The sequence below is a fragment of the Halomonas sp. SCS19 genome, from assembly GCF_040147015.1.
GTDB classification, from domain to species: Bacteria; Pseudomonadota; Gammaproteobacteria; order Pseudomonadales; family Halomonadaceae; genus Halomonas; species Halomonas litopenaei.
Genome location: NZ_JAMSHN010000001.1, coordinates 4,263,694 through 4,286,807, shown reverse-complemented (window position 1 = coordinate 4,286,807; position 23,114 = coordinate 4,263,694). Strand labels below are relative to the sequence as shown.

General features: G+C 65.3%; 17 protein-coding genes. 11 read left to right on the top strand and 6 right to left on the bottom strand.

The window, feature by feature from the left end; all coding sequences use genetic code 11:
* Positions 1 to 16: 16 nt before the first annotated feature.
* Complete coding sequence (gene xylB, locus NFH97_RS18645; RefSeq protein ID WP_349625342.1) at positions 17 to 790, bottom strand: D-xylose 1-dehydrogenase; 774 nt, start codon at positions 788 to 790, stop codon at positions 17 to 19.
* Positions 791 to 1,517: 727 nt separating this feature from the next.
* On the opposite strand from xylB, the gene NFH97_RS18640 reads away from it, so the two are divergent.
* Positions 1,518 to 2,744, top strand: a complete 1,227-nt coding sequence (locus NFH97_RS18640; RefSeq protein WP_349625341.1) for an ROK family protein — start codon at positions 1,518 to 1,520, stop codon at positions 2,742 to 2,744.
* 83 nt (positions 2,745 to 2,827) lie between these two features.
* Here NFH97_RS18640 and NFH97_RS18635 read toward each other — a convergent pair whose 3' ends face one another.
* From NFH97_RS18635 to NFH97_RS18620, 4 genes are all read right to left on the bottom strand, one after another.
* Positions 2,828 to 3,784, bottom strand: coding sequence for a Gfo/Idh/MocA family protein (locus NFH97_RS18635; RefSeq protein ID WP_349625340.1), 957 nt, complete (start codon positions 3,782 to 3,784; stop codon positions 2,828 to 2,830).
* 261 nt (positions 3,785 to 4,045) lie between these two features.
* Positions 4,046 to 4,975: a LysR substrate-binding domain-containing protein gene (locus tag NFH97_RS18630; RefSeq protein ID WP_222516730.1), complete on the bottom strand. Its 930-nt coding sequence runs from the start codon at positions 4,973 to 4,975 to the stop codon at positions 4,046 to 4,048.
* 514 nt (positions 4,976 to 5,489) lie between these two features.
* On the bottom strand, positions 5,490 to 7,292 hold the full coding sequence (locus tag NFH97_RS18625; RefSeq protein WP_349625339.1) for an IlvD/Edd family dehydratase: 1,803 nt from the start codon (positions 7,290 to 7,292) through the stop codon (positions 5,490 to 5,492).
* A gap of 71 nt (positions 7,293 to 7,363) precedes the next feature.
* Positions 7,364 to 9,175, bottom strand: a complete 1,812-nt coding sequence (locus NFH97_RS18620; RefSeq protein ID WP_253029530.1) for an IlvD/Edd family dehydratase — start codon at positions 9,173 to 9,175, stop codon at positions 7,364 to 7,366.
* A gap of 241 nt (positions 9,176 to 9,416) precedes the next feature.
* Here NFH97_RS18620 and NFH97_RS18615 point away from each other — a divergent pair, with 241 nt between their 5' ends.
* The 5 genes from NFH97_RS18615 (at position 9,417) to NFH97_RS18595 (ending at position 15,515) form a co-directional block, all read left to right on the top strand.
* Positions 9,417 to 10,451 carry a TRAP transporter substrate-binding protein gene (locus NFH97_RS18615; protein ID WP_108133327.1) on the top strand — a complete coding sequence of 345 codons (1,035 nt, stop codon included), beginning with the start codon at positions 9,417 to 9,419 and terminating at the stop codon, positions 10,449 to 10,451.
* 150 nt (positions 10,452 to 10,601) lie between these two features.
* Positions 10,602 to 11,309 carry a TRAP transporter small permease subunit gene (locus NFH97_RS18610; protein WP_222516728.1) on the top strand — a complete coding sequence of 236 codons (708 nt, stop codon included), beginning with the start codon at positions 10,602 to 10,604 and terminating at the stop codon, positions 11,307 to 11,309.
* Positions 11,309 to 12,613: a TRAP transporter large permease gene (locus NFH97_RS18605; RefSeq protein ID WP_349625338.1), complete on the top strand. Its 1,305-nt coding sequence runs from the start codon at positions 11,309 to 11,311 to the stop codon at positions 12,611 to 12,613. The genes NFH97_RS18610 and NFH97_RS18605 overlap by 1 nt, the downstream gene beginning before the upstream one ends.
* Positions 12,614 to 12,789: 176 nt before the next feature.
* Complete coding sequence (gene araD1 / locus NFH97_RS18600; protein ID WP_349625337.1) at positions 12,790 to 13,806, top strand: AraD1 family protein; 1,017 nt, start codon at positions 12,790 to 12,792, stop codon at positions 13,804 to 13,806.
* 131 nt (positions 13,807 to 13,937) lie between these two features.
* Complete coding sequence (locus NFH97_RS18595) at positions 13,938 to 15,515, top strand: aldehyde dehydrogenase (NADP(+)) (RefSeq protein ID WP_349622673.1); 1,578 nt, start codon at positions 13,938 to 13,940, stop codon at positions 15,513 to 15,515.
* 562 nt (positions 15,516 to 16,077) lie between these two features.
* On the opposite strand, the gene NFH97_RS18590 is transcribed toward NFH97_RS18595, so the two are convergent.
* Complete coding sequence (locus NFH97_RS18590; protein WP_349625336.1) at positions 16,078 to 17,043, bottom strand: LysR family transcriptional regulator; 966 nt, start codon at positions 17,041 to 17,043, stop codon at positions 16,078 to 16,080.
* A 231-nt stretch (positions 17,044 to 17,274) separates the two neighbouring features.
* On the opposite strand from NFH97_RS18590, the gene NFH97_RS18585 reads away from it, so the two are divergent.
* The 5 genes from NFH97_RS18585 (at position 17,275) to NFH97_RS18565 (ending at position 23,080) form a co-directional block, all read left to right on the top strand.
* The gene (locus NFH97_RS18585; protein ID WP_349625515.1) at positions 17,275 to 18,588 is read left to right on the top strand and encodes an L-fuconate dehydratase; all 1,314 of its coding nucleotides are present in this window, start codon (positions 17,275 to 17,277) and stop codon (positions 18,586 to 18,588) included.
* A 119-nt stretch (positions 18,589 to 18,707) separates the two neighbouring features.
* Entirely contained in the window at positions 18,708 to 19,796 is a 1,089-nt protein-coding gene (locus NFH97_RS18580) for a TRAP transporter substrate-binding protein (protein ID WP_349625335.1), read from the top strand.
* 59 nt (positions 19,797 to 19,855) lie between these two features.
* Complete coding sequence (locus tag NFH97_RS18575; RefSeq protein WP_045995049.1) at positions 19,856 to 20,347, top strand: TRAP transporter small permease; 492 nt, start codon at positions 19,856 to 19,858, stop codon at positions 20,345 to 20,347.
* Entirely contained in the window at positions 20,344 to 21,600 is a 1,257-nt protein-coding gene (locus NFH97_RS18570) for a TRAP transporter large permease (RefSeq protein WP_124804836.1), read from the top strand. Before NFH97_RS18575 ends, NFH97_RS18570 begins: the two co-directional genes overlap by 4 nt.
* A gap of 58 nt (positions 21,601 to 21,658) precedes the next feature.
* The gene (locus tag NFH97_RS18565) at positions 21,659 to 23,080 is read left to right on the top strand and encodes an FAD-binding oxidoreductase (protein WP_349625334.1); all 1,422 of its coding nucleotides are present in this window, start codon (positions 21,659 to 21,661) and stop codon (positions 23,078 to 23,080) included.
* Positions 23,081 to 23,114: the final 34 nt, after the last annotated feature.

Genomic DNA, 23,114 nt, shown 5'->3' with positions numbered 1-23,114 from the left:
ATGGAAAAAAGCTGGGTCACAGCCAGCCGGCGTCCACCCAGTGGTTGTGCGCGGTACAGCCGCTGGCCGCGTCGGAGGCGAGAAACACCACCATCGCCGCGACGTGATGAGGCTCGAGGCGCACCTTAAGCTTCTGTTCGGCGACGATCTGGGCCTCCTGTTCGGCGCTGTACCAGCGGGACTGGCGTGGAGTCTTGATGTTGCCGGGGATCACGCAGTTGACCCGGATGCCCTGTTCACCCAGTTCCTGGGCCAGCGCCCGGGTCAGCCCCTCGATACCGGCCTTGGCCGTCTCGTAGAGCGCCAGGCCTGCCTGGCCCAAGTGCCAGCTGATCGAACCGAGGTTGATCACCGCACCGCCGCCACGCCTGGCCATGCCCGGCGCCACCGCCTGGGTGGCGAACACCAGGTGGCGGAGGTTCACGGCGATGCGTTCGTCGAAATAGGCCGGGGTGATGTCCGCCAGACGATGGCGATCGTCATTGGCCGCGTTGTTGACCAGCACATCGACATCACCGATCGCGCTCAGCACCTCGTCGAGACGCGCTAGATCGGTCAGGTCACAGTGATGGAATTGCAGCCGATCGCTGCCGGCACCCTGCTCGGTCAGACGCGCTACCAGCGCCTGGGATGGCGCCTCGGCGAGGTCGAGAAAGTGCACTTCGGCGCCCTGCTCGACAAACGCCTCCACCAGCCCCTCTCCGATTCCCGAGCCGCCACCGGTGATGACCACCCGCCTGTCCGCAAGGCCTGGATAAAGCGCCACCGGCGCTCGAGATTCCTTCGTCATGTCAGCGTGACTCCCGTTGCTGTTGTAGGGGTTGTACCTAAGCCATCCAGGACTTGCCTGGAAGCGCCTGCGCTCGTCGACGTATCGGCTTGGCCTGTTGGAGGCGGCGCGCGTCACCGCTTTCGCCTTTCGATCGGCGAAGTCTTTCGATTGGCGAAGTCTTTCGATTGGCGAAGCCTTTCGTCTGGCGAGATCCGTTCGTTCGACGAGAGATGTTTTTTACTTCTCTTTACTAATATCTCGTTAGTAATTAGTCCTAACTAAGTGCACAGTCTTGTCGAGTCGGACGCCATGTGCCATTGCACTTATGTCGAACAGAAGCCTCCCAGCGGAAAGGTGCTTGATGGCGCCCGGTGCTCTTCTGAAATCCAGTGCTCTTCTGAAAAGCGGCACAGGCGTCGCACGGATTCACTCAGGATCCTTGTTCGGCCGATGTAGCCGGGAGATGCAGTCGGGCGATGCAGTCGGGCGCTGCAGTCGGGCGCTACTGTACGGCGCTAGGCGCTGTCCGAAAAGTCGACGAGCGAAGGTTAGACAAGGCAAAAATCGGTGAGAAAGCGCAGTTTACGGGGTGTAAATGAGCATTTTGATCCGATTTTTAACGCCGTATTACCGAGCGCAGGCACTTTTCAGACAAGCCCTAAAGTCCGGCGCTGCGGCCCGTCGCCCGCCTTGATACACTCGACGCGACCTTCCCCATCCCTGACAGGGTCGGAGACTTTCGTTCATGACCGCCTCTTCCACCGCCGGCGACCTCGGTGCGCTCAAGTCACGCAACCGCGCCTCTCTGCTGGAGTGGCTGCGCCGCCAACCCGGGCTGACCCGTGCCGAGCTTGCCCAGCGCACCGCCCTGACCAAGGTAACCGTCGGCGCCGCCGTACAGACGCTGCTGGACCAGGGCTGGCTGGTCGAAGGCGATCTGCTGCGTGGGGGTAGCGGCCGCCCCGGACGGGCGCTGTCCCTCAATCCCGACAGCCATGCCATCCTGGGCATCGAGATCGGGGTCCATGGCCTGCACGTGCTGGCCATCAACTTTCATGGCCAGATCCTGGCCCAGCGACACCAGGCCGCGGTGCCGACCCGGCCAGACGATACCCTGGATCAGATCGTGCCCATGGTGCGCGAGCTTATCCGGACGGCGCTTTCACACAGGACACTGCTCGGTGTGGGACTGGCGGTGCCGGGGCCGACGTCGCCGGAGCAGTCGCGGCTTAGCCTGGCGCCCAACCTGGGCTGGCGAGACGTCCCGCTGCTCGAGATGCTCAGGCAGCGCCTGCCGGAACTCGACGATGATTCGAGACGATTCTGGTGCATGGACAACGAGGCCAAGGCAGCGGCCTTTGGCGAGCTCTATTGCAGCCCGTCCAGCGGCCAGGAGGCCGCGACGCCGTCGTCACTGTTGTACGTCAGCGCGGCTACCGGGATCGGCAGCGGGCTGGTAGTGCAAGGCACGCCGCCCCGGGTGATTCGCGGCGTGCATGGGCTGGCCGGCGAGATCGGCCACACACTCCTGGCGCCGGGGGGCAAGCCGTGTCACTGCGGCAACCACGGCTGCGCCGAGACCCTGGTCAGTGGCTGGGCCCTGCGTGATGCCCTGGGTATCGAGGCCGGCGCCTCCTTGAGCGAAGGCATCAAGCATCACCGCGACCCCGACCTGGTGGCCGAGACCCTCAACCAGGCAGGGGAAGCCCTGGGCCTGCTGCTGCTCAATCTCCACCTCACCCTGAATCCAGAGCGCATCGTCATCGGTGGCTCGCTGGTGAAGCTGGGCGCACTGCTGCTGGACCCGGCGCTTGCGTTCTTCACTCGTCATCAGAACCATCTGCTGCCACAGGCGCCGCCGATTCCGGTGCGCATCCTCGACGACAGCCTCGCGACCGCCGCCCGCGGCGCTGCCGCCCAGGTACTGTGCCAGCTGCTGGCTCGCCACGACGAATTCGCCACTGACGAATAACCCGCTGTTTCTGAAAGGTTCAGCTCACACCAATTGAGCGACGACGTCGTGGGTCATCGAGAGATCGACGCGAAGTGTCGTGTTCACGCGCTGCCATCATCGTCGACGAAGGCCTCGGTGGCCTGACGATGCCCCAGCATCAGGGCGTCGGCCACCTGCTGCAGCGGCGTGATGTCCATATCGCTGTGGCCAGTCTCGAGCAAGCTGTGGAAGTGCGCGTAGACGCCCTGGTATTCGCGCTCCGGCTCATCGATCAGCGTCTTTCCATCGACGATCAGGCGGGCGCCCCCCGCCTCCAGGGTCAAGCTTCCCCCATCGGTGACGAAGGTCATCTCCCAGCACGGCGGGTCCTCGTGACGGAAGTCGAAGTCACCGCTCAGCAGGACGCCATCGGCGGTACGCCATTCAAGCGTCGCCGCGATGGGTGTCTGGGCGTTGGCGGGCACCACCAGATTGGCCCGCTTCAAGAAGAACGGATCGGGCAGCAGTGCGGTAACGATGGACAGGGCGTTGATGCCCGGATCGAACACCCCCATGCCGCCGGCTTCCCACAGCCAGGCCTGGCCTGGATGCCACACCCGCACGTCCTCGTGCCAGCGAATATCGACGCCCTCGACCCGGCGTCCAGCGAGCCAGTCAGCGGCCGCGGCGATGCCCGGGGCAAAGCGCGAGTGCCAGGCGGCGAACAGCGTAAGTCCCGCCTTTTCGGCCTGTGCCTTGAGGTCCTGCACCTCGGCCAGGGTGGCACCCGGCGGCTTTTCCAGCAGCACCGCCTTGCCACGGGCCAGCGCATGACTGGCGAGCCTGTGGCGCAGATGGGCAGGGGTGCAGATCGCCACGGCGTCGATATCCGGCGCGGCGTCGAGCATCTCCTCGAGACTGGCGTAGGACGCCACGCCCTCCAGGCGCGAATGAGGGTCCGCCGACGCCACCAGCTCAAGTCCTTCGGTGGCACGGATGGCGTCCACATGCTGGTCTCGGACGATCTTGCCGGCGCCGGCCACGCCCAGTCGAAACGGCTTCGCTTTCATCTGCTCCATCTCTCCCCTCTCCTCCAACTTTTCCCCTCATCCATCTCTTCCATCTCCATCAGCGCCCCCGTCTTCTTTCCTGCCTCTCTTGGCTCTCTTTCCTCTCTTTCCTCTCCCCCCTCTCTTGCCTTCCTCCCGTCGACGCACGCCACCGTCAGGCGGGCCGACGAAAGGCCGCCAGCTTATCGCAAGAACAAGGGCAAGAGCAGGTGCCAGGGCCAGGGCCAGGGCCAGGGCCAGGCCAGACGGTCTGCCGCCGGACCAGGGATTTCAGCCACCCAGGAGGCCGGGGCGGTGGGCGCCGGAGCTTGACCACTGCTTGAACGCCGAGGCCACTTCTTCGGCCAGGGCGTCGACCGCAGCGGTTGCCCCTGGTGTTCGCAACAGCACCAGTTGATAGTGCCCCAGGGGCGGCAGCCCTTCGGGCTCTGCCAGGGTGACCAGTGGCGGCTCCACCAGGCTGCGAGGCAAGGCGGACACCGCCAGGTCGGCGTCGAGTATCGCCAGATGGCCGGCGCAGTTCTCGCTGACGTAGGCGATGCGATAGTCGACATTGGCCCCATCCAGCGCCGACAGGGCAAGCTTTCGCCAGGCACAGCCGGCGTTGGCCACCGCCAGCGGCAGCGGTCGCCGCTGGTGCGCCGCCCCTCCTCCGCGTCCGACCCATGCCAGCGCTTCCCGGTGGACCACCTCACCCCGGGCGCCAGCCAGGCCTTGCGTGCCGGCGGTGATCAGCGCCACGTCGACCTCGCCAGCGTCCAGCCGCGCCACCAGATCCTCGCTCGGTGCCACGGTCACGTCCACCTGGACCTCGGGAAAGCTCCGCGCAAACCGCGAAAGCACCCACGGCAGTACCCGGGTCCCGACGTCGTCAGAGGTGCCCAGGCGAACGCCGCCCTGCAGCGGCGCCTGCAGAAACTGGGAGACCGTCTCGTGGTTGAGCTGCAACAGACGCCGGGCATAGCCCAAAAGCTTTTCGCCCTCGGGCGTCGGCACCACTCGACGCGCATGGCGCAGCAGCAGCCGCTGTTCGAGAGTCGCCTCGAGGGTCTTGACCTGCATGCTCAGGGCAGAGGGTGTGCGATGCACCTGTTTTGCCGCACGGGAAAAGCTGCCATGTTCCACGATGGCAACGAAGTTGCGGACGATGTCGAGATCCAGCAGCGGCAACGGACGTGCGCTCAAATGGTCGCTGTGCATGTCACTACTATTTTCAATTTATCTGAAAATAAAGTGTAGAGACTTTCGCTGGAATGAACCAGAGAGGACGACCATGCTGGCAGACATCCCGATACTGATCGGGAAAGGACGCAAGGAGGTGCGCCATGCGCTTCCTGCGAGCGCGAACAGCGACGACGTCTCACCGCCTGCCCGCGCGCCAACGTTGCGAACTGGCCACCCCGTGCAGACGGTGGTTGAACCACACTCTGGAGGTAGACCATGCGCCCTTTTGATCCTCCCCTGCACCAGCATGATCGCAGACGCAGACGTTCGACTCGGCTACCCGAGATCGTGCTGCCATGCTCTCCGCCGCTGGGCTTGATCTCGACCCTGGAGCGCTGGGTCAGGCGAGCCTTGCGCCGGCATGACGAACGAACCTGATCCGACACCCTGCCCGTCAACTTGCCCGGGCACCCACCGACAAAACAGCCCGCCCCCGTCAACGACGGGGGCGGGCTGGCTGGGGGGATCAGCACGGGTTGACGTGCGTCGTTCAGTGATTGTCCCTGGGCGGACTCTGGCGCGCCACGTCACGGTAGGCGTCGGCGCCGCGCAGGGTCATGCCGCGATCCAGTGGTTCGATCAGGGTGCGCTGGATCTCCTGCCACGGCGTCTGGTGGGCCGGATAGGGATAGCCGCCCTGGGCGTCGAGACGCTGTCGACGCTGGGTGATTTCGTCATCGTCCACCAGCAGGCGGACCTCGCAGCGTCCCAGATCCACGCGTAGTCGATCGCCGGTCTGGACCAGCGCCAGCGGCCCGCCGGTGGCGGCTTCCGGCGAGGCGTTGAGGATCGAGGGCGACCCCGACGTCCCCGACTGGCGTCCGTCGCCCAGACACGGCAGCGACTCGATCCCCTGGCGAATCAGCGCCTCCGGCGGTTGCATGTTGACCACCTCGGCACCGCCAGGGTGGCCCACCGGCCCCGCCCCTCGCATGATCAGGATGGTGCTGGCGTCGATGCCGAGTTCGGGATCGTCGATGCGGGCGTGGTAGTCCTCGGAGCCGTCGAACACCACCACCCGGCCCTCGAAGGCCTCCGGGTCGTCGGGGTTCTCGAGAAAACGCCGGCGGAAGTCCGGTGAGATCACGCTGGTCTTCATCAGCGCCGAGTCGAACAGGTTGCCCTTGAGGTTCAGGAAGCCGGCGTGTTCGACCAGCGGATTGTCGAAGCGTCGAATGACCTCCTCGTCCAGGGTCTCGCGGCCCGCGATGCTGTCGGCCAGGCGACGACCGTCGACGCCGGTGACGTCGCCGTGCAGCAGTCCGCGCTCGAGCAGCTCGTGCTGTACCGCCGGCACCCCGCCGGCACGATGGAACTCCTCGCCCAGATAGGCACCGGCCGGCATCACGTTGGCCAGCAGCGGAATCCGGTGGCCCAGCCGCTGCCAGTCGTCGTTGTCGAGCGCAACGCCTGCATGGCGGGCGATGGCGTTGACGTGAATCGGCGCATTGGACGATCCACCCAGCGCCGAACACACCACCACCGCGTTCTCGAACGCCTCGCGCGTCAGGATGTCGAGCGGACGCAGGTCCTGCCACACCATCTCGACCGCGCGCTCGCCGGTGTCGTAGGCGACCATCGCGCGTTCCTTGTAGGGCCCGGGAATCATCGCCGACCCCGGCAGGCTCATGCCCAGCGCCTCGGCCATGGAATTCATGGTGGAGGCGGTGCCCATGGTGTTGCAGTGGCCCACCGAAGGCGCCGAGTCGCTGGCCCGGGCAAGAAACTCGGCGTAGTCGATGTCGCCGGCGGCCAGACGCTTTCTCAGCTCCCAGATGATGGTGCCGGAGCCGACCCGCTCGTTGCCCCGCCAGCCGTTGAGCATGGGGCCGCCGGACAGCACGATGGCCGGAATGTTGACCGTCGCCGCCGCCATCAAACAGGCCGGGGTGGTCTTGTCACAGCCGGTGGTCAGCACCACGCCGTCCAGCGGGTAGCCGTGCAGCACTTCCACCAGGCCCAGGTAGGCCAGGTTGCGGTCCAGTGCTGCGGTGGGCCGGCGCACGTTCTCGTGGATCGGATGCAGGGGGAACTCGAAGGGCACCCCGCCGGCGGCGCGAATGCCATCCTTGACCCGCTTGACCAGCTCGATGTGGTGACGATTGCAGGGGGTCAGGTCGGAACCGGACTGGGCGATGCCGATGATCGGCTTGCCCGAGGTCAGCTCATCGAGGGTCACCCCGTAGTTGAGGTAGCGCTCGATGCACAGCGCGGTGGTGCCCGGGTGGTCGGGGTTGTCGAACCACCAGCGGGAACGCAGCTGGTCGGGAGTAAGGCGGGGGCGCTGGGTCATGGTGTTCTCCTGCGGTTGCCGCCGGCATGCGAGCGGCAACGGTCTGCCATTGGGTGCGAAGGTCGGGGCGCTCAGTGGGAGTGTCGCGGAACGTCCGCGCCACGACAGCCCACCAGAAAGTCGAAGTCGCAGCCTTCATCGGCCTGCAGCACGTGCTCGATGTAGAGCTGACGGTAGCCACCGCTGGAGGCGATACGGCGCGACGCCTCGGTGGGATCGCTGGCGGACAGGCGCCGCTCGAGCTCGGCCTCGTCGACGTCCAGATGCAGGCGCCCGTCGTAGGCATCCAGCTCGATCCAGTCGCCGTTCTCTACCGCCGCCAGGGGACCGCCGGCCGCCGCCTCCGGCGCCACATGCAGGACCACGGTGCCATAGGCGGTACCACTCATGCGAGCGTCCGAGATCCGCACCATGTCGGTCACGCCCTGGGCCAGGAGCTTCGCCGGCAGGCCCATGTTGCCTACCTCGGCCATGCCGTGGTAGCCCTTGGGACCGCAGTGCTTCATCACCAGCACGCTGTCGGCATCGACCTCCAGATCCGGGTCATTGATCCGCGCCTTGTAGTCGTCGAAGTTCTCGAACACCACCGCGCGACCACGGTGACGCATCAGCTCGGGGCTGGCCGCCGAGGGCTTGAGCACCGCGCCCTTAGGCGCCAGGTTGCCGCGCAGCACGCACATGCCACCGTCGTCCACCAGCGGGTTGTCCAGCTCACGAATCACCTGATCGTTGTAGAGCGGCGCATCCTTGACGTTGTCCCACAGGGTCTGGCCGTTGACCGTCAGCGCCTCCTTGTGGGGCAGGCGGTCTGCCTCACCGAGGCGCCGCAGCACCGCCGGAAGCCCGCCGGCGTAGTAGAACTCCTCCATCAGAAAGCGCCCTGACGGCTGCAGGTCGACGATGGTCGGGGTGCCGCGCCCTACCCGGTTCCAGTCATCGAGCTCGAGCTCGACGCCCATGCGTCCGGCGATCGCCTTGAGGTGGATCACCGCATTGGTCGAGCCACCGATGGCGGCGTTGGTGCGAATGGCATTCTCGAAGGCCTCCCGGGTCAAGACCCGAGACAACCGCAGGTCCTCCTTGACCATGTCGACGATGCGATTGCCCGACAGGTGTGCCAGCACATAGCGGCGCGAGTCCACCGCAGGAATCGCCGCATTGTGGGGCAGTGAAACGCCCAGCGATTCCGCCATGCAGGCCATGGTGGAGGCCGTGCCCATGGTGTTGCAGGTGCCGGCGGAGCGTGACATGCCGGCCTCTGCGGCCATGAAGTCGTGGATCGAGATCTTGCCTGCCTTGACCTCCTCGGACAGCTGCCAGACCACGGTGCCGGAGCCGATATCCCGGCCCTTGTGCTTGCCGTTGAGCATCGGCCCGCCGGTGACCACGATGGCCGGGATGTCGCAACTGGCCGCCCCCATCAACAGCGCCGGAGTGGTCTTGTCGCAGCCGGTCAATAACACCACGCCGTCCAGCGGATTGCCGCGAATGGCCTCTTCCACGTCCATGCTCGCCAGGTTGCGGGTGAACATGGCGGTGGGACGCAGATTGGATTCGCCGTTGGAGAACACCGGGAACTCCACCGGGTAGCCGCCCGCCTCCAGCACGCCCTTCTTGACGTGCTCGGCCAGCTTGCGGAAGTGGGCGTTGCACGGCGTGAGCTCGGAGAAGGTGTTGCAGATACCGATGATCGGGCGGCCATCGAATTCGTGGTCAGGAATCCCCTGATTCTTCATCCAGCTGCGGTACATGAAGCCGTTCTTGTCCGCACTGCCGAACCACTCGGCGCTACGAAAGCGTGCCTTCTGGGGCACTTCGGTCGCCGCTTCGTCGCTTGCTGCCTCGACACCCACGCTTGGGGAATCCTGATCACTATCGGCCATTGCCTGGCTCCTTCAACTCTGTCACGGGGCGAGCGGCAACCGGTCTGCCTGCTGTCTCGGGCCAATCGCTGGCCTTTGACGTCATGGAGAATACCGACCCGCTCGTCGGGTCCTGGGCAAGCCTACGTCGCGGGCGCCACAAAGTACACACATACGAAAGTATATGTTGAACATACTCGCAACTCGGTCAAGACTTGCCGCCACACCAATAACGATCACGCTCTCATCAGGGAGATCGACCATGCGAGCTATCCCCAGGCTTTCCCGTCTTGCCGCCTCCATCGGTGCGGCATCCATCGCCATCACTGCTGCCGCCAGTGCCCAGGCCGCTGAATACGAGTGGACCTTCCAGGCCTCCGAGACCGCCGGCGAGCCGAGCTTCAAGATCAAGCAGGAGTGGGCCGAGCGCATCGAGACCATGACCGATGGCCGTGTGGCCATCGAGGTGTTGCCGATCAACTCGGTGGTAGGTCCCACCGAAACCCTGCAGGCGGTGAGTTCCGGCATCCTGCAGGGCCATATGACCGACCCCAGCTACTTCTCCGGCCAGAACCCGGCCTTCGGCATGCTCGGCAACCTGGTGGGCGCCTGGAACGACCCCTATGACTTCCTCGAGTTCATGAACAACGCCGGCGGCGAGGATCTCTACAACGAGCTGGTGGAGCCCTACGGCGCCCATCTGGTGGCGGCGGCGACCTTCCCGCTGGAGTCGATCCCGTCCACGGTGGCCATCGAGTCGCTGGAAGACTTCGAGGGACTCAAGATTCGTGCGCCCCAGGGCATGGTCTACAACATCTTCGAGCGCATCGGCGCCACGCCGGTCAACCTGCCCGGCTCCGAGGTCTACACCGGCCTTGAGAAGGGCGTGATCGACGCCGCCGACTCCACGGTGCTGTCGAACAACGACGCCCAGGGCCTCCACGCCTTTGCGCCCTACCCGCTGTACCCGGGCTTCCACTCCATGCCGATGATCGCGGTATCGGTGAACAAGGATATCTGGGACGGCCTGCCCGAAGACCTTCAGACCACCCTCGAGACCGCCTTCGACGCCATGGCCTACGACCTGATCGCCCGACTCAAGGCCCAGGACATCGAAGCGCTTGCCCGTCTCCAGGCGGACCCGGAGGTTCACCCGTTCGACCTGCCCGACGAAGAACGCAAGGCCTTCCGTCAGGCGGCTGAACAGGAATGGCAGGAGTGGGCCGGCAAGAACGAGATGACCCAGAAGGTCTACGACGCCGCCACCGGCTTCCTGACCGCCCGCGGCCAACTGTAAGCATCGCCAGCCGTCCTGCCCCCGATGGGGGCCCTGCCCCCCGGTCCAGCCTGCTGACACCGGGGGGCAGCTCCGTGACGACTTGCTGACCGCACCCGTGGTCGTGACCTTCAACCTGTTGACCAACGCCGCCAGCGGCCTGGAGCAACCATGACGCCTCCCTCCTCCCACAACACCCCCGCCGGATCGCCACATGACGGCGCCGGGCGGCCGCCTGATCCGTCACAAGAGCCTTCGCACGAGCCTTCGCATGATCCTTCACCCGAGCCTTCTCACGGCCCGAACCCCGACCCGTCGGCGGACAGGACGCCCGAGCGTGCCCCCGATGTGGTGCGCAGCCGGTTCGACCGTGGCGTGGTCCGGGTGGCCCAGTTCGCCGCCTGGCTGGTGTTTATCGCCATGGCCATCAGCGTCTATGAGGTGATCATGCGCTACGGCTTCGGCGCGCCCACCTCCTGGGTCCACGAGACCGTGGTCATGCTGGTGGCGGTCAGCTTCTGTCTCGGCGGCCCGGCCGCGCTGGCCTCCAACCGCCATATCCGGGTCAAGGTGCTCTATGACGCCGTGGGCCCGAGGTTCCGGCTGTGGCTCGACCGCTTCAATGACCTGGTCACCTTCGGCTTCTGCCTGGGCATGACCTACGCCGCCTGGGTGATGTTCTACGGCGCCTCCCACAACCCCCTCGGCGAGTGGCAGCTGGAGCGCTCCGGCACCTCCTGGAACCCGCCGTTCCCCGCCTTGGTCAAGGGCATGATCCTCGCCGCGGTGGCGATCATGTGCGTCCAGGCGCTGATTCACCTGATCCAGTCGATCAAGGGCAAGCCCGCCCCCGATGCACCCGAAGGAGGCGCTGACTGATGAGCATCGCAGACGGAACCCTGCTGCTGGTCGGCGCCATCTTCGCGCTGCTGGTCACCGGCCTGCCGCTGGCCTTTATCACCGGCCTGGTGGCGCTGGCCTTTACCTTCGGCTGGTTTGGCCCCAACGCCCTGCCGCTGGTGACCAGCCGGGTCTACGGCTTCGTCACCGAGTACTCGCTGGTGGCGGTGCCGATGTTCGTGCTGATGGCCTCGCTGCTCGACCGATCGGGCATCGCCAAGGATCTGTTCAACGCCATGCGGGTGTTCGCCGGGCGACTGCCTGGGGGCGTCGCCGTGCAGACCGTGGTGGTGGCGTTCTTCCTGGCCGCGCTGTCCGGCATCATCGGCGGCGAGATCGTGCTGCTCGGCATCCTGGCGCTGCCGCAGATGCTCCGCCTCGGCTACGACAAGCACCTGTCGATCGGCGTGGTCTGCGCCGGCGGGGCGCTCGGTACCATGATGCCGCCGTCCATCGTGCTGATCATCTACGGCCTGATCGCCAGCGTCTCCATCGCCGACCTGTTTACCGCGGCGATCACCCCGGCGGTGATCCTGATGCTGTCCTACATCGGTTATGTGCTGGTGCGCTGCCTGCGCAACCCCGCCATGGGCCCGCCGATGAGCGAGGAGGACCGCAACGCCGGCTTCGCCTCCAAGGGTGCCGCGCTGCGCTCGATCATCGTGCCGGCGCTGATCGCCTTCATGGTGCTGGGCTCGATCTACGGTGGCGTGGCCTCGGTCACCGAGGCGGCGGCCATGGGCGTGTTCGGCGTGCTGCTGGCGGTGCTGGCCCGGGGCGAGTTCTCGTTCTCGATGATGCACCAGAGCCTGTCCCAGACCCTGGTGACCTGCGGCATGATCATCTGGATCGGCATCGGTGCCGCCGCCCTGGTCGGGGTCTACAACCTGATGGGCGGCAACCGCTTCATCTCCGGCATGATCATGGATCTGGACGTCTCGCCCATCGTGATCATTCTGGTGATGATGGCGATCCTGATCGTGCTTGGCATGTTCCTCGACTGGATCGGGGTGGCCATGCTGACCCTGCCGATCTTCGTGCCGATCATCGTGCAGCTGGGCTACAGCCCGATCTGGTTCGGCATCCTGTTCGCGGTGAACATGCAGGTGTCCTTCCTGTCGCCGCCGTTCGGACCCGCGGCCTTCTACCTGAAGGGCGTGGCGCCACCGGAGATCAGCCTCAAGGACATCTTCGTCGCGGTGCTGCCCTTTATCGCCCTGCAGCTATGTGTACTCGCGGCGCTGCTGGTGTGGCCCGAGATGGCCATGTGGCTGGTGCAATGACGCGAATCGGCCCCTCTCCGGGACCAGGCGCCAGGCTAGACGCCAGCAAAGCCACCTTTCCATAACGTCAACCCATACCTTTGTATGTTGACCATACACCACCCCAGAGGCGTAAGATGCCTCTGGGGCCAACCGTGAACCGGGACAAGGCGCCCACGTCACGCAAGGATATTGCCATGCATCATGACACCCCCGAGACCCTTCGCATCATCCAGTGCCGCCACCAGGGCAGCGTCAGGGCCGCCCTGGTCGAAGGACCGGACCGTGTGCGACTGACCGACGCCGACACCTATACCCTGGCACGCCGTGCGCTGGCCGAGGGCAAGGGCCTGGCGACCACGGTCAAGGCAAGCCTCGGTGACGAGACCCTCGACTACGCCGATCTGGTCGCGAGCGGTCAGCTACTGCCGCCGCTGACCCATCCGGATCCCGCGCACTGCCTGGTCACCGGCACCGGCCTGACCCATCTGGGCAGCGCCGATACCCGCAGCGCCATGCACGCCGACTCGTCCGAAACCGACGACGCCCAGCTGACCGATTCCATGCGCATGTTCAGGCTCGGCGTCGAGGGCGGCAAGCCCGCCGAAGGCCAGGTGGGCGCCCAGCCCGAGTGGTTCTACAAGGGGGATGGCGACTGCGTGGTGGCCCCCGAGGCGCCGCTGCCCTGGCCATCCTTTGCCGAGGATGCAGGCGAAGAGCCGGAACTCGCCGGGCTCTACCTCATCGATGATCAGGGCCGCCCCCATCGGCTGGGCTTCGCCATCGGCAACGAATTCTCGGATCACATCACCGAACGCTACAACTACCTGTGGCTGGCCCACTCGAAGCTTCGCGCCTGCAGTTTCGGCCCCGAACTGCTGATCGGTGAACTACCCTCTCATCTGGAGGGTACTTCGCGTATCACCAGAGACGGCGAGACCCTGTGGGAGAAGCCGTTCTTGACCGGCGAGGACAACATGGCGCACAGCATCGCCAACCTGGAGCACCACCACTTCAAGTACCCAGGTTTCCGTCGGCCCGGTGACGTCCACGTCCATTTTTTCGGCACCGCCACCCTGAGCTTCGCCGACGGTGTCAGTGTCAAACCGGGCGAGCGCTACGAGATCGAGCTACCGGCCTTCGGGCGTCCACTGCGTAATCCGCTGGCGCCGCCCACCGAGGACGAAGAACAGACCAGCGTCACGCCGATGTAATCGACCGGAGACAGGCTTCGACTGTCCCGAACAATGACGACACGAGCATTGAACGCAGGTCGAGCCGGCGTTGACACTGGTACCAGACAGCAAACCGACAACCCCATCCCCGCAAGCGAAAAGGAGCCAACATGACTCTGGAAGGAAAGCAGCTGATCGGCAGCCAGGCCGTCGAGGCCAAGGGCGAGCCCATCCACGCCGTCAATCCGGCCACCGGTGAGACCCTCGAGCCTGGCTACAAGGCAGGTTCCAAGGCCGAGGTCGAGCGCGCCTGCGAACTGGCCTGGGCGGCCTTCGATAGCTACCGCGAGACTGGCCTCGAGGCCCGTGCGACCTTTCTCGAGACCATCGCCGACGAGATCGAGGCGCTCGGTGATGCCCTGATCGAGCGCGCCATGCAGGAGTCCGGCCTGCCCCAGGCACGTCTGCAGGGCGAGCGCGGCCGTACCTGCGGCCAGCTGCGCCTGTTCGCCTCGGTGGTGCGCGCCGGCGAATGGCTCGACGTGCGGCACGATCCGGCCCTGCCGGACCGTGAACCGATGCCGCGGGTCGACCTGCGCCAGCGCCATATCGCGCTGGGTCCGGTGGCGGTGTTCGGCGCCTCCAACTTCCCGCTGGCGTTCTCGGTGGCCGGTGGCGACACCGCCTCCGCCCTGGCCGCCGGCTGTCCGGTCGTGGTCAAGGCCCACTCGGCCCACCCCGGCACCTCGGAGCTGGTCGGCCGCGCGCTGCAGAAGGCGGTGGCCCGCTGTGAACTGCCGGAAGGCGTGTTCTCGCTGCTGTTCGGTTCCGGTCGCGAGGTCGGCCAGGGCCTGGTCAGCGACGCGCGGATCAAGGCGGTGGGCTTCACCGGCTCGCGCAGCGGTGGCACCGCCCTGATGAAGACCGCCCAGGCGCGTCCCGAGCCGATCCCGGTGTACGCCGAAATGAGCTCGATCAATCCGGTGTTCCTGCTGCCCGAGGCGCTCAAGGCCCGTGGCAAGGAGCTGGGCGAGGCCTTCGTCGGCTCGCTGACCATGGGGGCCGGTCAGTTCTGCACCAACCCGGGGCTGGTGATCGCGGTCAAGGGCGAGGCGCTCGACGGCTTCGTCGAGGCCGCCGCCGAAGCGGTCAAGGGTGCCGGCGCACAGACCATGCTGACGCCGGGCATCCACGACGCCTACACCCAGGGCGTCAACACCCTGGGTGGCAGCGACAAGGCCCGTGAAGTGGCGCGCGGCCCCCAGGGCGACGGCCCCAACCAGTGCCAGGCCGGCCTGTTCGTGGCCAAGGCCAGCGACTTCCTCAATGATGAGGCGCTGCAGGCCGAGGTGTTCGGTTCGACCTCGCTGGTGGTCGAGTGTGCTGACCTGGACGAGGTCAAGGCACTGGCCGAAGGGCTCGAGGGCCAGCTGACCGCGACCCTGCAGATGGACGACGGCGACATCGACTCGGCCCGTGGCCTGCTGCCGATCCTCGAGCGGCGTGCCGGTCGGGTGATGGCCAATGGCTGGCCCACCGGGGTCGAGGTGTGCCACGCCATGGTCCACGGTGGCCCCTATCCGGCCACCTCTGACTCGCGCACCACCTCGGTCGGCAGCGCCGCCATCCACCGCTTCCTGCGCCCGGTGTGCTATCAGAACCTGCCGGACGCCCTGCTGCCGCAGGCGCTCAAGGATGGCAACCCGCTGAACGTCAGCCGCCTGGTGGACGGCAAGCGCGAGGCGTAAACCGCCTGGCACACGTCTTCAACCAAGGGTCTTGAACCGACGTAGTTGAAGACATCGCTGAAAACATGGCTGAAGACATGGCTGAACACGTAGCTGAAGCCATGGTTGAAGCGAACGGACGGAGGCGCCGATCATCGGCGCCTCCTGTCTCGTCTTCTTGTTCTTGTCATTCTGCCCCGGTCTTTCTGCCCTGGTCTTTCTGGCCCCGTCTTTCTGTCATCGTCCTTCGGTCCGTATCGCCTGATAAAGACCTGCAGGGAACGATGGCCTTGGCTCATGATTCAACGACGGCTATTGGCACACTTACCCCCACATCACGTCGCTTATCAAGATTGCCTTGAAGACAGTCATCGAGACATCTACCCAGACACCTATCCAGACATCCTCCCGCTACCGTTCCCTCCTGCCTTTGCAATCACATCCGATCCATAATCGGTGACGTTTCACGCTTATTCGGCGAATATTCTGGTCATTATTGCCGGCATGAAACGCCCAACTTATTGGCCAATACATCCCCGAAACATCCTTTCACGCCCACGATCATTCCTGCCCACGATATTGCTCAGGGCGCATCCTCTTCTCCGACCAGGCTGGCGACAAATTCGGTCAGCAGTTCAGGCCAGGGCTCGCCCTTGCGCGTGAGCACGCCGTAGTAGCCCAGCGGCTCACCGATGGTCAGCGGCAGTACCGCGAAACGGCCTTGAGAGAAGGTGGTCTTGACCACCGAGCTTGGCAACAGCGACAGGGTATCGGTACTCGCCACCAGCTGAAGCGAAGCCTGGGTGGAGGTGGTCTCGATGACGTTGCGCGGCGAGGCGACGCCGGCCTCGGCCAGGGCCGCCTCGAACAACCCGCGCATGGGGCTCGCCATGGGGTGCAGCACCCAGGGCCAGCGCACCACCTCGGCCAACTCAGGCGCCCCCTGACACAACGGATGGTCGGGTCGCGCCACCACCGACACCGGCTCCTCCTTGAGCGGCAGAAAGTCAAACAGATGACGCTGGGACGGCTCGGTGTAGCGGCCGATGACGGCGTCGAGCAGCTTGTATTCGAGATCCACCAGCAGTCGATCGCTGGAGTTCTCGATCAACGAGATGGCGAGCCGCGGCCGGTGCGACTTCAACTCCGCCATGGCCCTTGGCAACATCACCGGGGCGGCACCGGGTACCGAGCCAAGCGCCAGCCGACCGTGGCCACCTTCGCGCAGTGAAGCCAGTTCTTCGACCAGCCGATCGGTGTCGTTGAGCAGACGCCGTGCATAGCGCAATACCGTCACACCGGCGTCGGTCGGTTCCATCCGCCCGGGCTCACGCAGAAACAGCGGTATTCCGAGAAATCCCTCGATGTCCTTGAGCATCTTGCTGGCCGCCGGCTGGCTGATGTTCAGCTGCCTTGCAGCCGCGTGCATGTTACGACTTTCGTCCAAGGCGACCAGCAATACCATATGCCTGATCCGCAGCCACGTCTTGGCGTGAATACCGCTGTCATGGGGCATGTAGCGCATCATCCCGATGATTGAAAAACACATGATAACCTGAGGTTATCAAATGGCCAAAAACTTGGATTGGCCGTTCTTTTAGCGCTCTGTTTAGACTGCCCTCACTGACAATAGAACGACGAGACAGCAGCAAGAGAGTAACGGGAGAGCAACCAGAGAGGCAGGCGCTTTCCGCAAGCAGCCAACCGCTGATCGACGCCCATGATGCTTTCCCTGGCCACTCGTCGGACAACCAACAATATTCACCACAAGGCCGCCAGCATGACCACCATCACTCGGGTCGACGCCCGCGATATCCGCTTCCCCACCTCACGCCAGCTCGATGGCTCCGATGCCATGAACGAGGCACCGGACTACTCGGCCACCTACGTCATCCTGCACACCGATCAGGAAGACGAGGGCCACGGTCTGAGTTTCACCATCGGCCGCGGCAATGATCTCTGCGTCGCTGCGGTCAATGCCCTGACACCCACCCTGGTGGGCCGCAAGCTCGAGGACATCACCGCGAACATGGGCACCTTCTGGCGCGAGCTGACCAGTGGCGATAGCCAGCTGCGCTGGCTGGGTCCGGAAAAGGGCGTGATGCACCTGGCCAGCGCCGCCCTGGTCAATGCTATCTGGGACCTGTGGGCCAAGCGTGAAGGCAAGCCGATCTGGAAGCTGCTTACCGACATGAGCCCGGAACAGCTGGTGCGCTGCCTGGACTTCCGCTTCGTCACCGACGCCATCACCCCCGAGGAGGCCATCGCCCTGCTGCGTCGCAAGGCCGGCACCAAGGGCGAGCGCGAGGCCGAGATGAAGGCCGAGGGCTACCCCGGCTATACCACCTCCGCAGGCTGGCTTGGCTATTCCGAGGAAAAGATGCGTCGACTGTGCCGCGAAGCCCTGGCCGAGGGCTGGCAGCACTTCAAGCAGAAGGTCGGTGGCGACATCGAGGAAGATCGCCGGCGCGCGGCGATCCTGCGCGAGGAGATCGGCGAACAACGCACCCTGATGATGGACGCCAACCAGATGTGGGATGTGGACGAGACCATCGTCAACATGCGCCGTCTGGCCGAGTTCAATCCTCACTGGATCGAGGAGCCCACCAGCCCCGACGACATCCTCGGTCACGCCGAGATCCGTCGTCGCCTCAGGGGCGGCCTGGAAGGTGGCATCGGCGTCGCCACCGGCGAGCACTGTCACAACCGGGTGATGTTCAAGCAGCTGCTGCAGGCAGGCGCCATCGACTTCTGTCAGCTCGACGCGGCGCGTCTGGGCGGGCTCAACGAGGTCATCATCGTGGTGCTGCTGGCGGCCAAGTACGGCGTGCCGATCTGCCCCCACGGCGGCGGCGTGGGCCTGTGCGAATACACCCAGCACATCTCCCTGTTCGACTACATCGCCGTCTCCGGTTCGCTGGAAGGTCGCCTGCTGGAGTACGTCGACCACCTGCACGAGCACTTTGTCGACCCGGTGCGTATCCGTCAGGGTCGCTACCTGGTGCCCGAGGCGCCGGGCTACAGCATCACCATGAAGCCCGAGTCCCTCGAGATGCATCGCTACCCCGAAGGCGCGGCCTGGCAAGACGCCTGAGCCGCTCCACCGGCCAGCGGCCCCGGGATGAAACGCTTCCCGGGGCCGCTGGCCAGCACGCCAAGCAAGGGCCAGAGCGCTACGCAATGGCCAGCACGCCACGCAAATTGGAGAGAAGCATGACAACAATCACAACGTCCGTCGCCCCCTTCACCCGTCGCCGCCTGGGCGCGGCCATCGCCGCCCTGACCATCGGCAGCCTGACGCTGGGTGGTGTTGCCACCGCCCAGGCCGCCAGCGAGATGCCGCCGATCCCCGAGGTCGACGGACCCGTGGCCGAAGGTGACGGCAACGACTACACCCTCAAGTTCAGCATCGGCACCACCCAGTCCGGCGCCCAGTACCGTGGCCTCGAGTACTTCGAGGACATCGTCGAGGCACGCAGTGACGGCCATATCCAGGTCGAGCTGTTCCACAGCGCACAGCTTGGCGATGACCTCCAGGCGGTCAGCGCGCTGCAGTCCGGCACCCTGGAGATGACCGCGCCGTCCACGTCGCCGCTGGTCAACATGTTCCCGGAGTTCGCGGTCTTCGACCTGCCGTTCCTGTTCCCCACTCCGGAAGTGGCCGACGAGGTGCTCGACGGCGAGATCGGTGATCGCATGCTGGAAACCGCCAGCACCAATGGCCTCAAGGCCCTCGGCTGGGCCGAGAACGGCTATCGCCAGCTGACCAACAGCCAGAACGCGGTGGCCTCGCCCGAGGATCTGGATGGCCTCAAGGTCAGGACCATGCAGAACCCGATCCACCTGGATATCTGGAAGACCCTGGGCGCCAACCCGACGCCGATGTCCTTCGCCGAGCTGTTCACCGCCCTCGAGCAGGGCGTGGTCGACGGCCAGGAGAACCCCTGGATCACCATTCAATCGTCCAAGTTCAACGAAGTGCAGGACTACGCCACCGAGTCCAACCACGTCTACACGCCCTTTATCACCCTGGTCTCCGAGCGCTTCTGGAGCCGTCTGCCCGAGGGTTATCAGGATCTGCTGTCCGACGCCGCCAAGCAGATGGGCGACTACCAGCGTGAAGTCAGCCGCACCCTCAACGACCAGATCAAGCAGGAGCTGATGGACGAGGGCATGAACATCACCGAGCTGACCCCGGAACAGGTGGCCACCTTCCAGCAGACCCTGTCGCCGGTCTATGACGAGTGGCGCGAGAAGATCGGCGGAGAGCTGATCGACGATATCCGCGCTGTTTCCCAGTAAGCCCTAGCCCGACCCCGCCGCTGTCGGCGGCGGGGTCGTCGTCACCACGGAGGTGACCCATGACCACCCTATCCTCCACTTCCACCCCGGGACTCCTGGGGTGGTTGATTACCACGCTGCGCATCGCCGTCGGATTGCTGGTGCTCGGCGTGGTGTTCTGCGTGACCGCCAACGTCTTCGGTCGCTTCGTGCTCAATACCTCCTACGCCTGGGCCGAGGAGCTGTCCCGGGTGCTGTTCATCTGGCTGGTACTGCTTGGCGCCGGGCTCGGCAGCCTCGAGAAGGAACACGTGGCGGTGACCTACTTCAAGGACCTGGCCCCGGCCGGGCTGCGCCGCGTGCTGGGACTGACCGCCGTGGCGGTGATCTACCTCGTCTGCATCTGCATCCTGCTCGGCTTCAAGGAGCTGATCTCCGGCTATACCAGCGCCACCCCCATGCTCGGCATCCCCAAGACCTGGCTCTATAGCGCCATGCCGGTGATGGCAGGGCTGACCCTGATCGCCAACACCCTGGCCCTGGTGGCCCTGCTCAGGAGGTCCGAACCATGATCCTGTGGAGCATCCTTATCGGGCTTGCCATCTGCATCGTCATTGGCATGCCGATCTCGTTTGGCCTCGGCGCCATCAGTCTGTTCATCTTCTTCTATTCCGACTATTCGCTATCGCCCATCGTCGCCCAGGCAGTCAACGGCCTGGACTCCTTTCCGCTGCTGGCCATTCCGCTGTTCATCCTGGTCGGCGAGGTGATGAGCGAAGGCGGCATCGCCACCCGCCTGGTCCGACTGGCCAGCGCCATGGTCGGCTTCGTCGCCGGCGGTCTGGGTCAGGTGGCGGTGATGACCTCGATGTTCTTCGGCGGCATCAGCGGCTCCGCCGTGGCCGACGCCTCGGCGGTCGGCAGCATGATGATCGAGCCGATGAAGCAGCATCGCTACAGCGCGCCCATGGCCACCGCCATCGTGGTCGCGGCCTCGGTGGTCGGCATCATCATCCCGCCGTCGATCCCGATGATCCTGTTCGGCGTGGTCACCAACACCTCGATCTCCCAGCTGTTCCTGGCCGGTATCGTGCCCGGCATCCTGATCACCCTGGGACTGGCGGCCACCACCTACGTGCAGTCACGCAAGAACGGCAAGGGCCAGGCCTTCTCCTTCCCGGAGCTCGCCAGTGCCCTCAAGGACGCCATCCTGGCGCTGCTGCTGCCGGTGATCATCGTCGGGGGCATCCTCACCGGGGTCTTCACCCCCACCGAGAGCGCCGCCATCGCGCTGGTGTATGCCTTTGCGGTGTCCTTCTTCGTCTATCGCAGCCTGTCGCTCAAGCGCTTCTTCGAGCTGTGCGTGAGCACCGGTCGACTGACAGGTGTGGTCATGCTGCTGCTGGCCTTCGCCAGCGTGCTGGCCTGGCTTCTGACCGCCAACATGATTCCCCAGCAACTGGTAGTGAGCCTGTCGGCCATCACCGAAAACAAGCTCCTGCTGCTGCTGATCCTGTCGGCCTTCCTGCTGGTGGTGGGCTTCTTCATGGACCTGACCCCGGCCATGGTGATCCTGGCACCGCTGATGACGCCGGTGGTGGTCAAGCTTGGCATCGACCCGGTGTACTTCGGCGTGCTGATGTCCTTCATCCTGGGAATCGGCCTGATCACCCCGCCGGTGGGCACCGTGCTCTATGTCGGCTGTGGCGTCGGCAAGGTCGGCATGGAAAGCCTGGTCAAGAGCCTGCTGCCCTTCTACTTCACCCTGGTGGCACTGCTGGTCGTGTTCCTGCTGTTCCCGGGAGTGGTGCTGTGGTTCCGATAACCCCGAACTTGAACAACCTGGGCGGCCCCTGGCCGCCCGCCGAGCGGAGAAGCCCCCGATGAGCGCCAACGACGACCTGCTGACCTTTCTGCGAGAGACCCTGGGCAGCACCGGCGTGCTGACAGACGACCTCGAGCGTTATCGGGTCGACTGGGCCGGCGCCCGCGGCGGTCTGCCGTTGGCGGTGGCTCGCCCGGCGAAGTCTGAGCAGGTGGCGCAGGTACTCGGCTACTGCCATCGCCACGATATTCCGGTGGTCCCCCAGGGCGGCGGCAGCGGTCTGGTCGAAGGCGCCCTGCCGGACAGCCAGACACCGGAGCTGGTCATCAGCCTGGAGCGGCTTAATAAAATTCGCTCCATCGATCCGATCAACTTCACCGTGAGCGTCGACGCCGGCTGCGTTCTGCAGACCATCAAGGACGCCGCCGAGGCCGTGGATTGCACCTTTCCGCTGGCCCTCGGCGCCCAGGGCAGCTGCCAGATCGGCGGCAATATCGCCACCAACGCCGGCGGCCTTAACGTGCTGCGCTACGGCATGATGCGCCAGCTGGTACTGGGTATCGAGGTAGCACTGCCGGACGGCCGTCTGCTCGACGACATGAAGGCACTGCACAAGAACAACACCGGCTACGACCTGAAGCAGCTGTTCATCGGTGCCGAGGGTACCCTGGGCATCGTCACCGGCGCGGTACTCAAGCTCTACCCCCGCCCCCAGGTGACACGCACGGCGCTGATCGGCTGCCCCGACGTGGCCTCGGTGCTGAAACTCTACGCCCAGGCAAGACGCAGCTGCTGCGACCTGCTGACCGCCTTCGAGCTGATTCCGCGGGCCTGCATGGAGCTTGCCCTGGAGGCCGATCCCTCACTGCCGGACCCGCTGGATGCACCCCACCCGGTGTACGTGCTGATGGAAGTCGCCGCCAGCGGGCCTGCCGATCTCGACAGCATGATCGAGTCGCTATTCGAGCGAGGACTCGAGGAAGGCCTGCTGGAGGATGGTGTGCTGGCCACAAGCGATACCCAGGCGGCCCAGCTATGGCAGCTGCGCGAGGCCATGCTGGAAGGCCAGCAGCGCCGCGGCGAGCACCTGCGTACCGACGTCTCGCTGCCGATCTCCCAGCTTACCGCCTTCCATGACCAGGCGGAGGCGGCGATCACCGAGGCCTCGCCAGACTCTCAGGTCATCGCCTACGGCCACGTCGGCGATGGCAACCTGCACTTCAATATCCTGCCGCCGGCGCATCTGGACGACGACGACAAGCGCAGTCTGCTGCATGAGCTGGAAGAGCAGCTGTTTGCCATTGTCGCCGAGTTCGACGGCAGCATCAGCGCCGAGCACGGCATCGGTCGCGTCAAGCAGCCCTACTTCCTCGAAAGCCTGTCGGCGCCGGAGCACGACATCATGCGTGGCCTGAAGCGCCTGCTGGACCCCCGCGGCCTGATGAGCCCCGGGCGTATCCTGCCGAGAATGCAGCGCTGAGCCATCGACTTCCCCTTTTCAACAGATAGAGGTC

Bases quoted from the DNA above. Each gene is read 5' to 3' on its own strand.
- NFH97_RS18580 (WP_349625335.1), top strand. From the start codon at position 18,708: ATGACAACAATCACAACGTCCGTCGCCCCCTTCACCCGTCGCCGCCTG.
- NFH97_RS18590 (WP_349625336.1), bottom strand. From the start codon at position 17,043: ATGTGTTTTTCAATCATCGGGATGATGCGCTACATGCCCCATGACAGC.
- NFH97_RS18565 (WP_349625334.1), top strand. From the start codon at position 21,659: ATGAGCGCCAACGACGACCTGCTGACCTTTCTGCGAGAGACCCTGGGC.
- NFH97_RS18610 (WP_222516728.1), top strand. From the start codon at position 10,602: ATGACGCCTCCCTCCTCCCACAACACCCCCGCCGGATCGCCACATGAC.
- NFH97_RS18585 (WP_349625515.1), top strand. From the start codon at position 17,275: ATGACCACCATCACTCGGGTCGACGCCCGCGATATCCGCTTCCCCACC.
- NFH97_RS18570 (WP_124804836.1), top strand. From the start codon at position 20,344: ATGATCCTGTGGAGCATCCTTATCGGGCTTGCCATCTGCATCGTCATT.
- NFH97_RS18635 (WP_349625340.1), bottom strand. From the start codon at position 3,784: ATGGAGCAGATGAAAGCGAAGCCGTTTCGACTGGGCGTGGCCGGCGCC.
- NFH97_RS18575 (WP_045995049.1), top strand. From the start codon at position 19,856: ATGACCACCCTATCCTCCACTTCCACCCCGGGACTCCTGGGGTGGTTG.
- NFH97_RS18605 (WP_349625338.1), top strand. From the start codon at position 11,309: ATGAGCATCGCAGACGGAACCCTGCTGCTGGTCGGCGCCATCTTCGCG.
- NFH97_RS18615 (WP_108133327.1), top strand. From the start codon at position 9,417: ATGCGAGCTATCCCCAGGCTTTCCCGTCTTGCCGCCTCCATCGGTGCG.
- NFH97_RS18595 (WP_349622673.1), top strand. From the start codon at position 13,938: ATGACTCTGGAAGGAAAGCAGCTGATCGGCAGCCAGGCCGTCGAGGCC.
- araD1 (WP_349625337.1), top strand. From the start codon at position 12,790: ATGCATCATGACACCCCCGAGACCCTTCGCATCATCCAGTGCCGCCAC.
- NFH97_RS18640 (WP_349625341.1), top strand. From the start codon at position 1,518: ATGACCGCCTCTTCCACCGCCGGCGACCTCGGTGCGCTCAAGTCACGC.
- NFH97_RS18620 (WP_253029530.1), bottom strand. From the start codon at position 9,175: ATGGCCGATAGTGATCAGGATTCCCCAAGCGTGGGTGTCGAGGCAGCA.
- NFH97_RS18630 (WP_222516730.1), bottom strand. From the start codon at position 4,975: ATGCACAGCGACCATTTGAGCGCACGTCCGTTGCCGCTGCTGGATCTC.
- xylB (WP_349625342.1), bottom strand. From the start codon at position 790: ATGACGAAGGAATCTCGAGCGCCGGTGGCGCTTTATCCAGGCCTTGCG.
- NFH97_RS18625 (WP_349625339.1), bottom strand. From the start codon at position 7,292: ATGACCCAGCGCCCCCGCCTTACTCCCGACCAGCTGCGTTCCCGCTGG.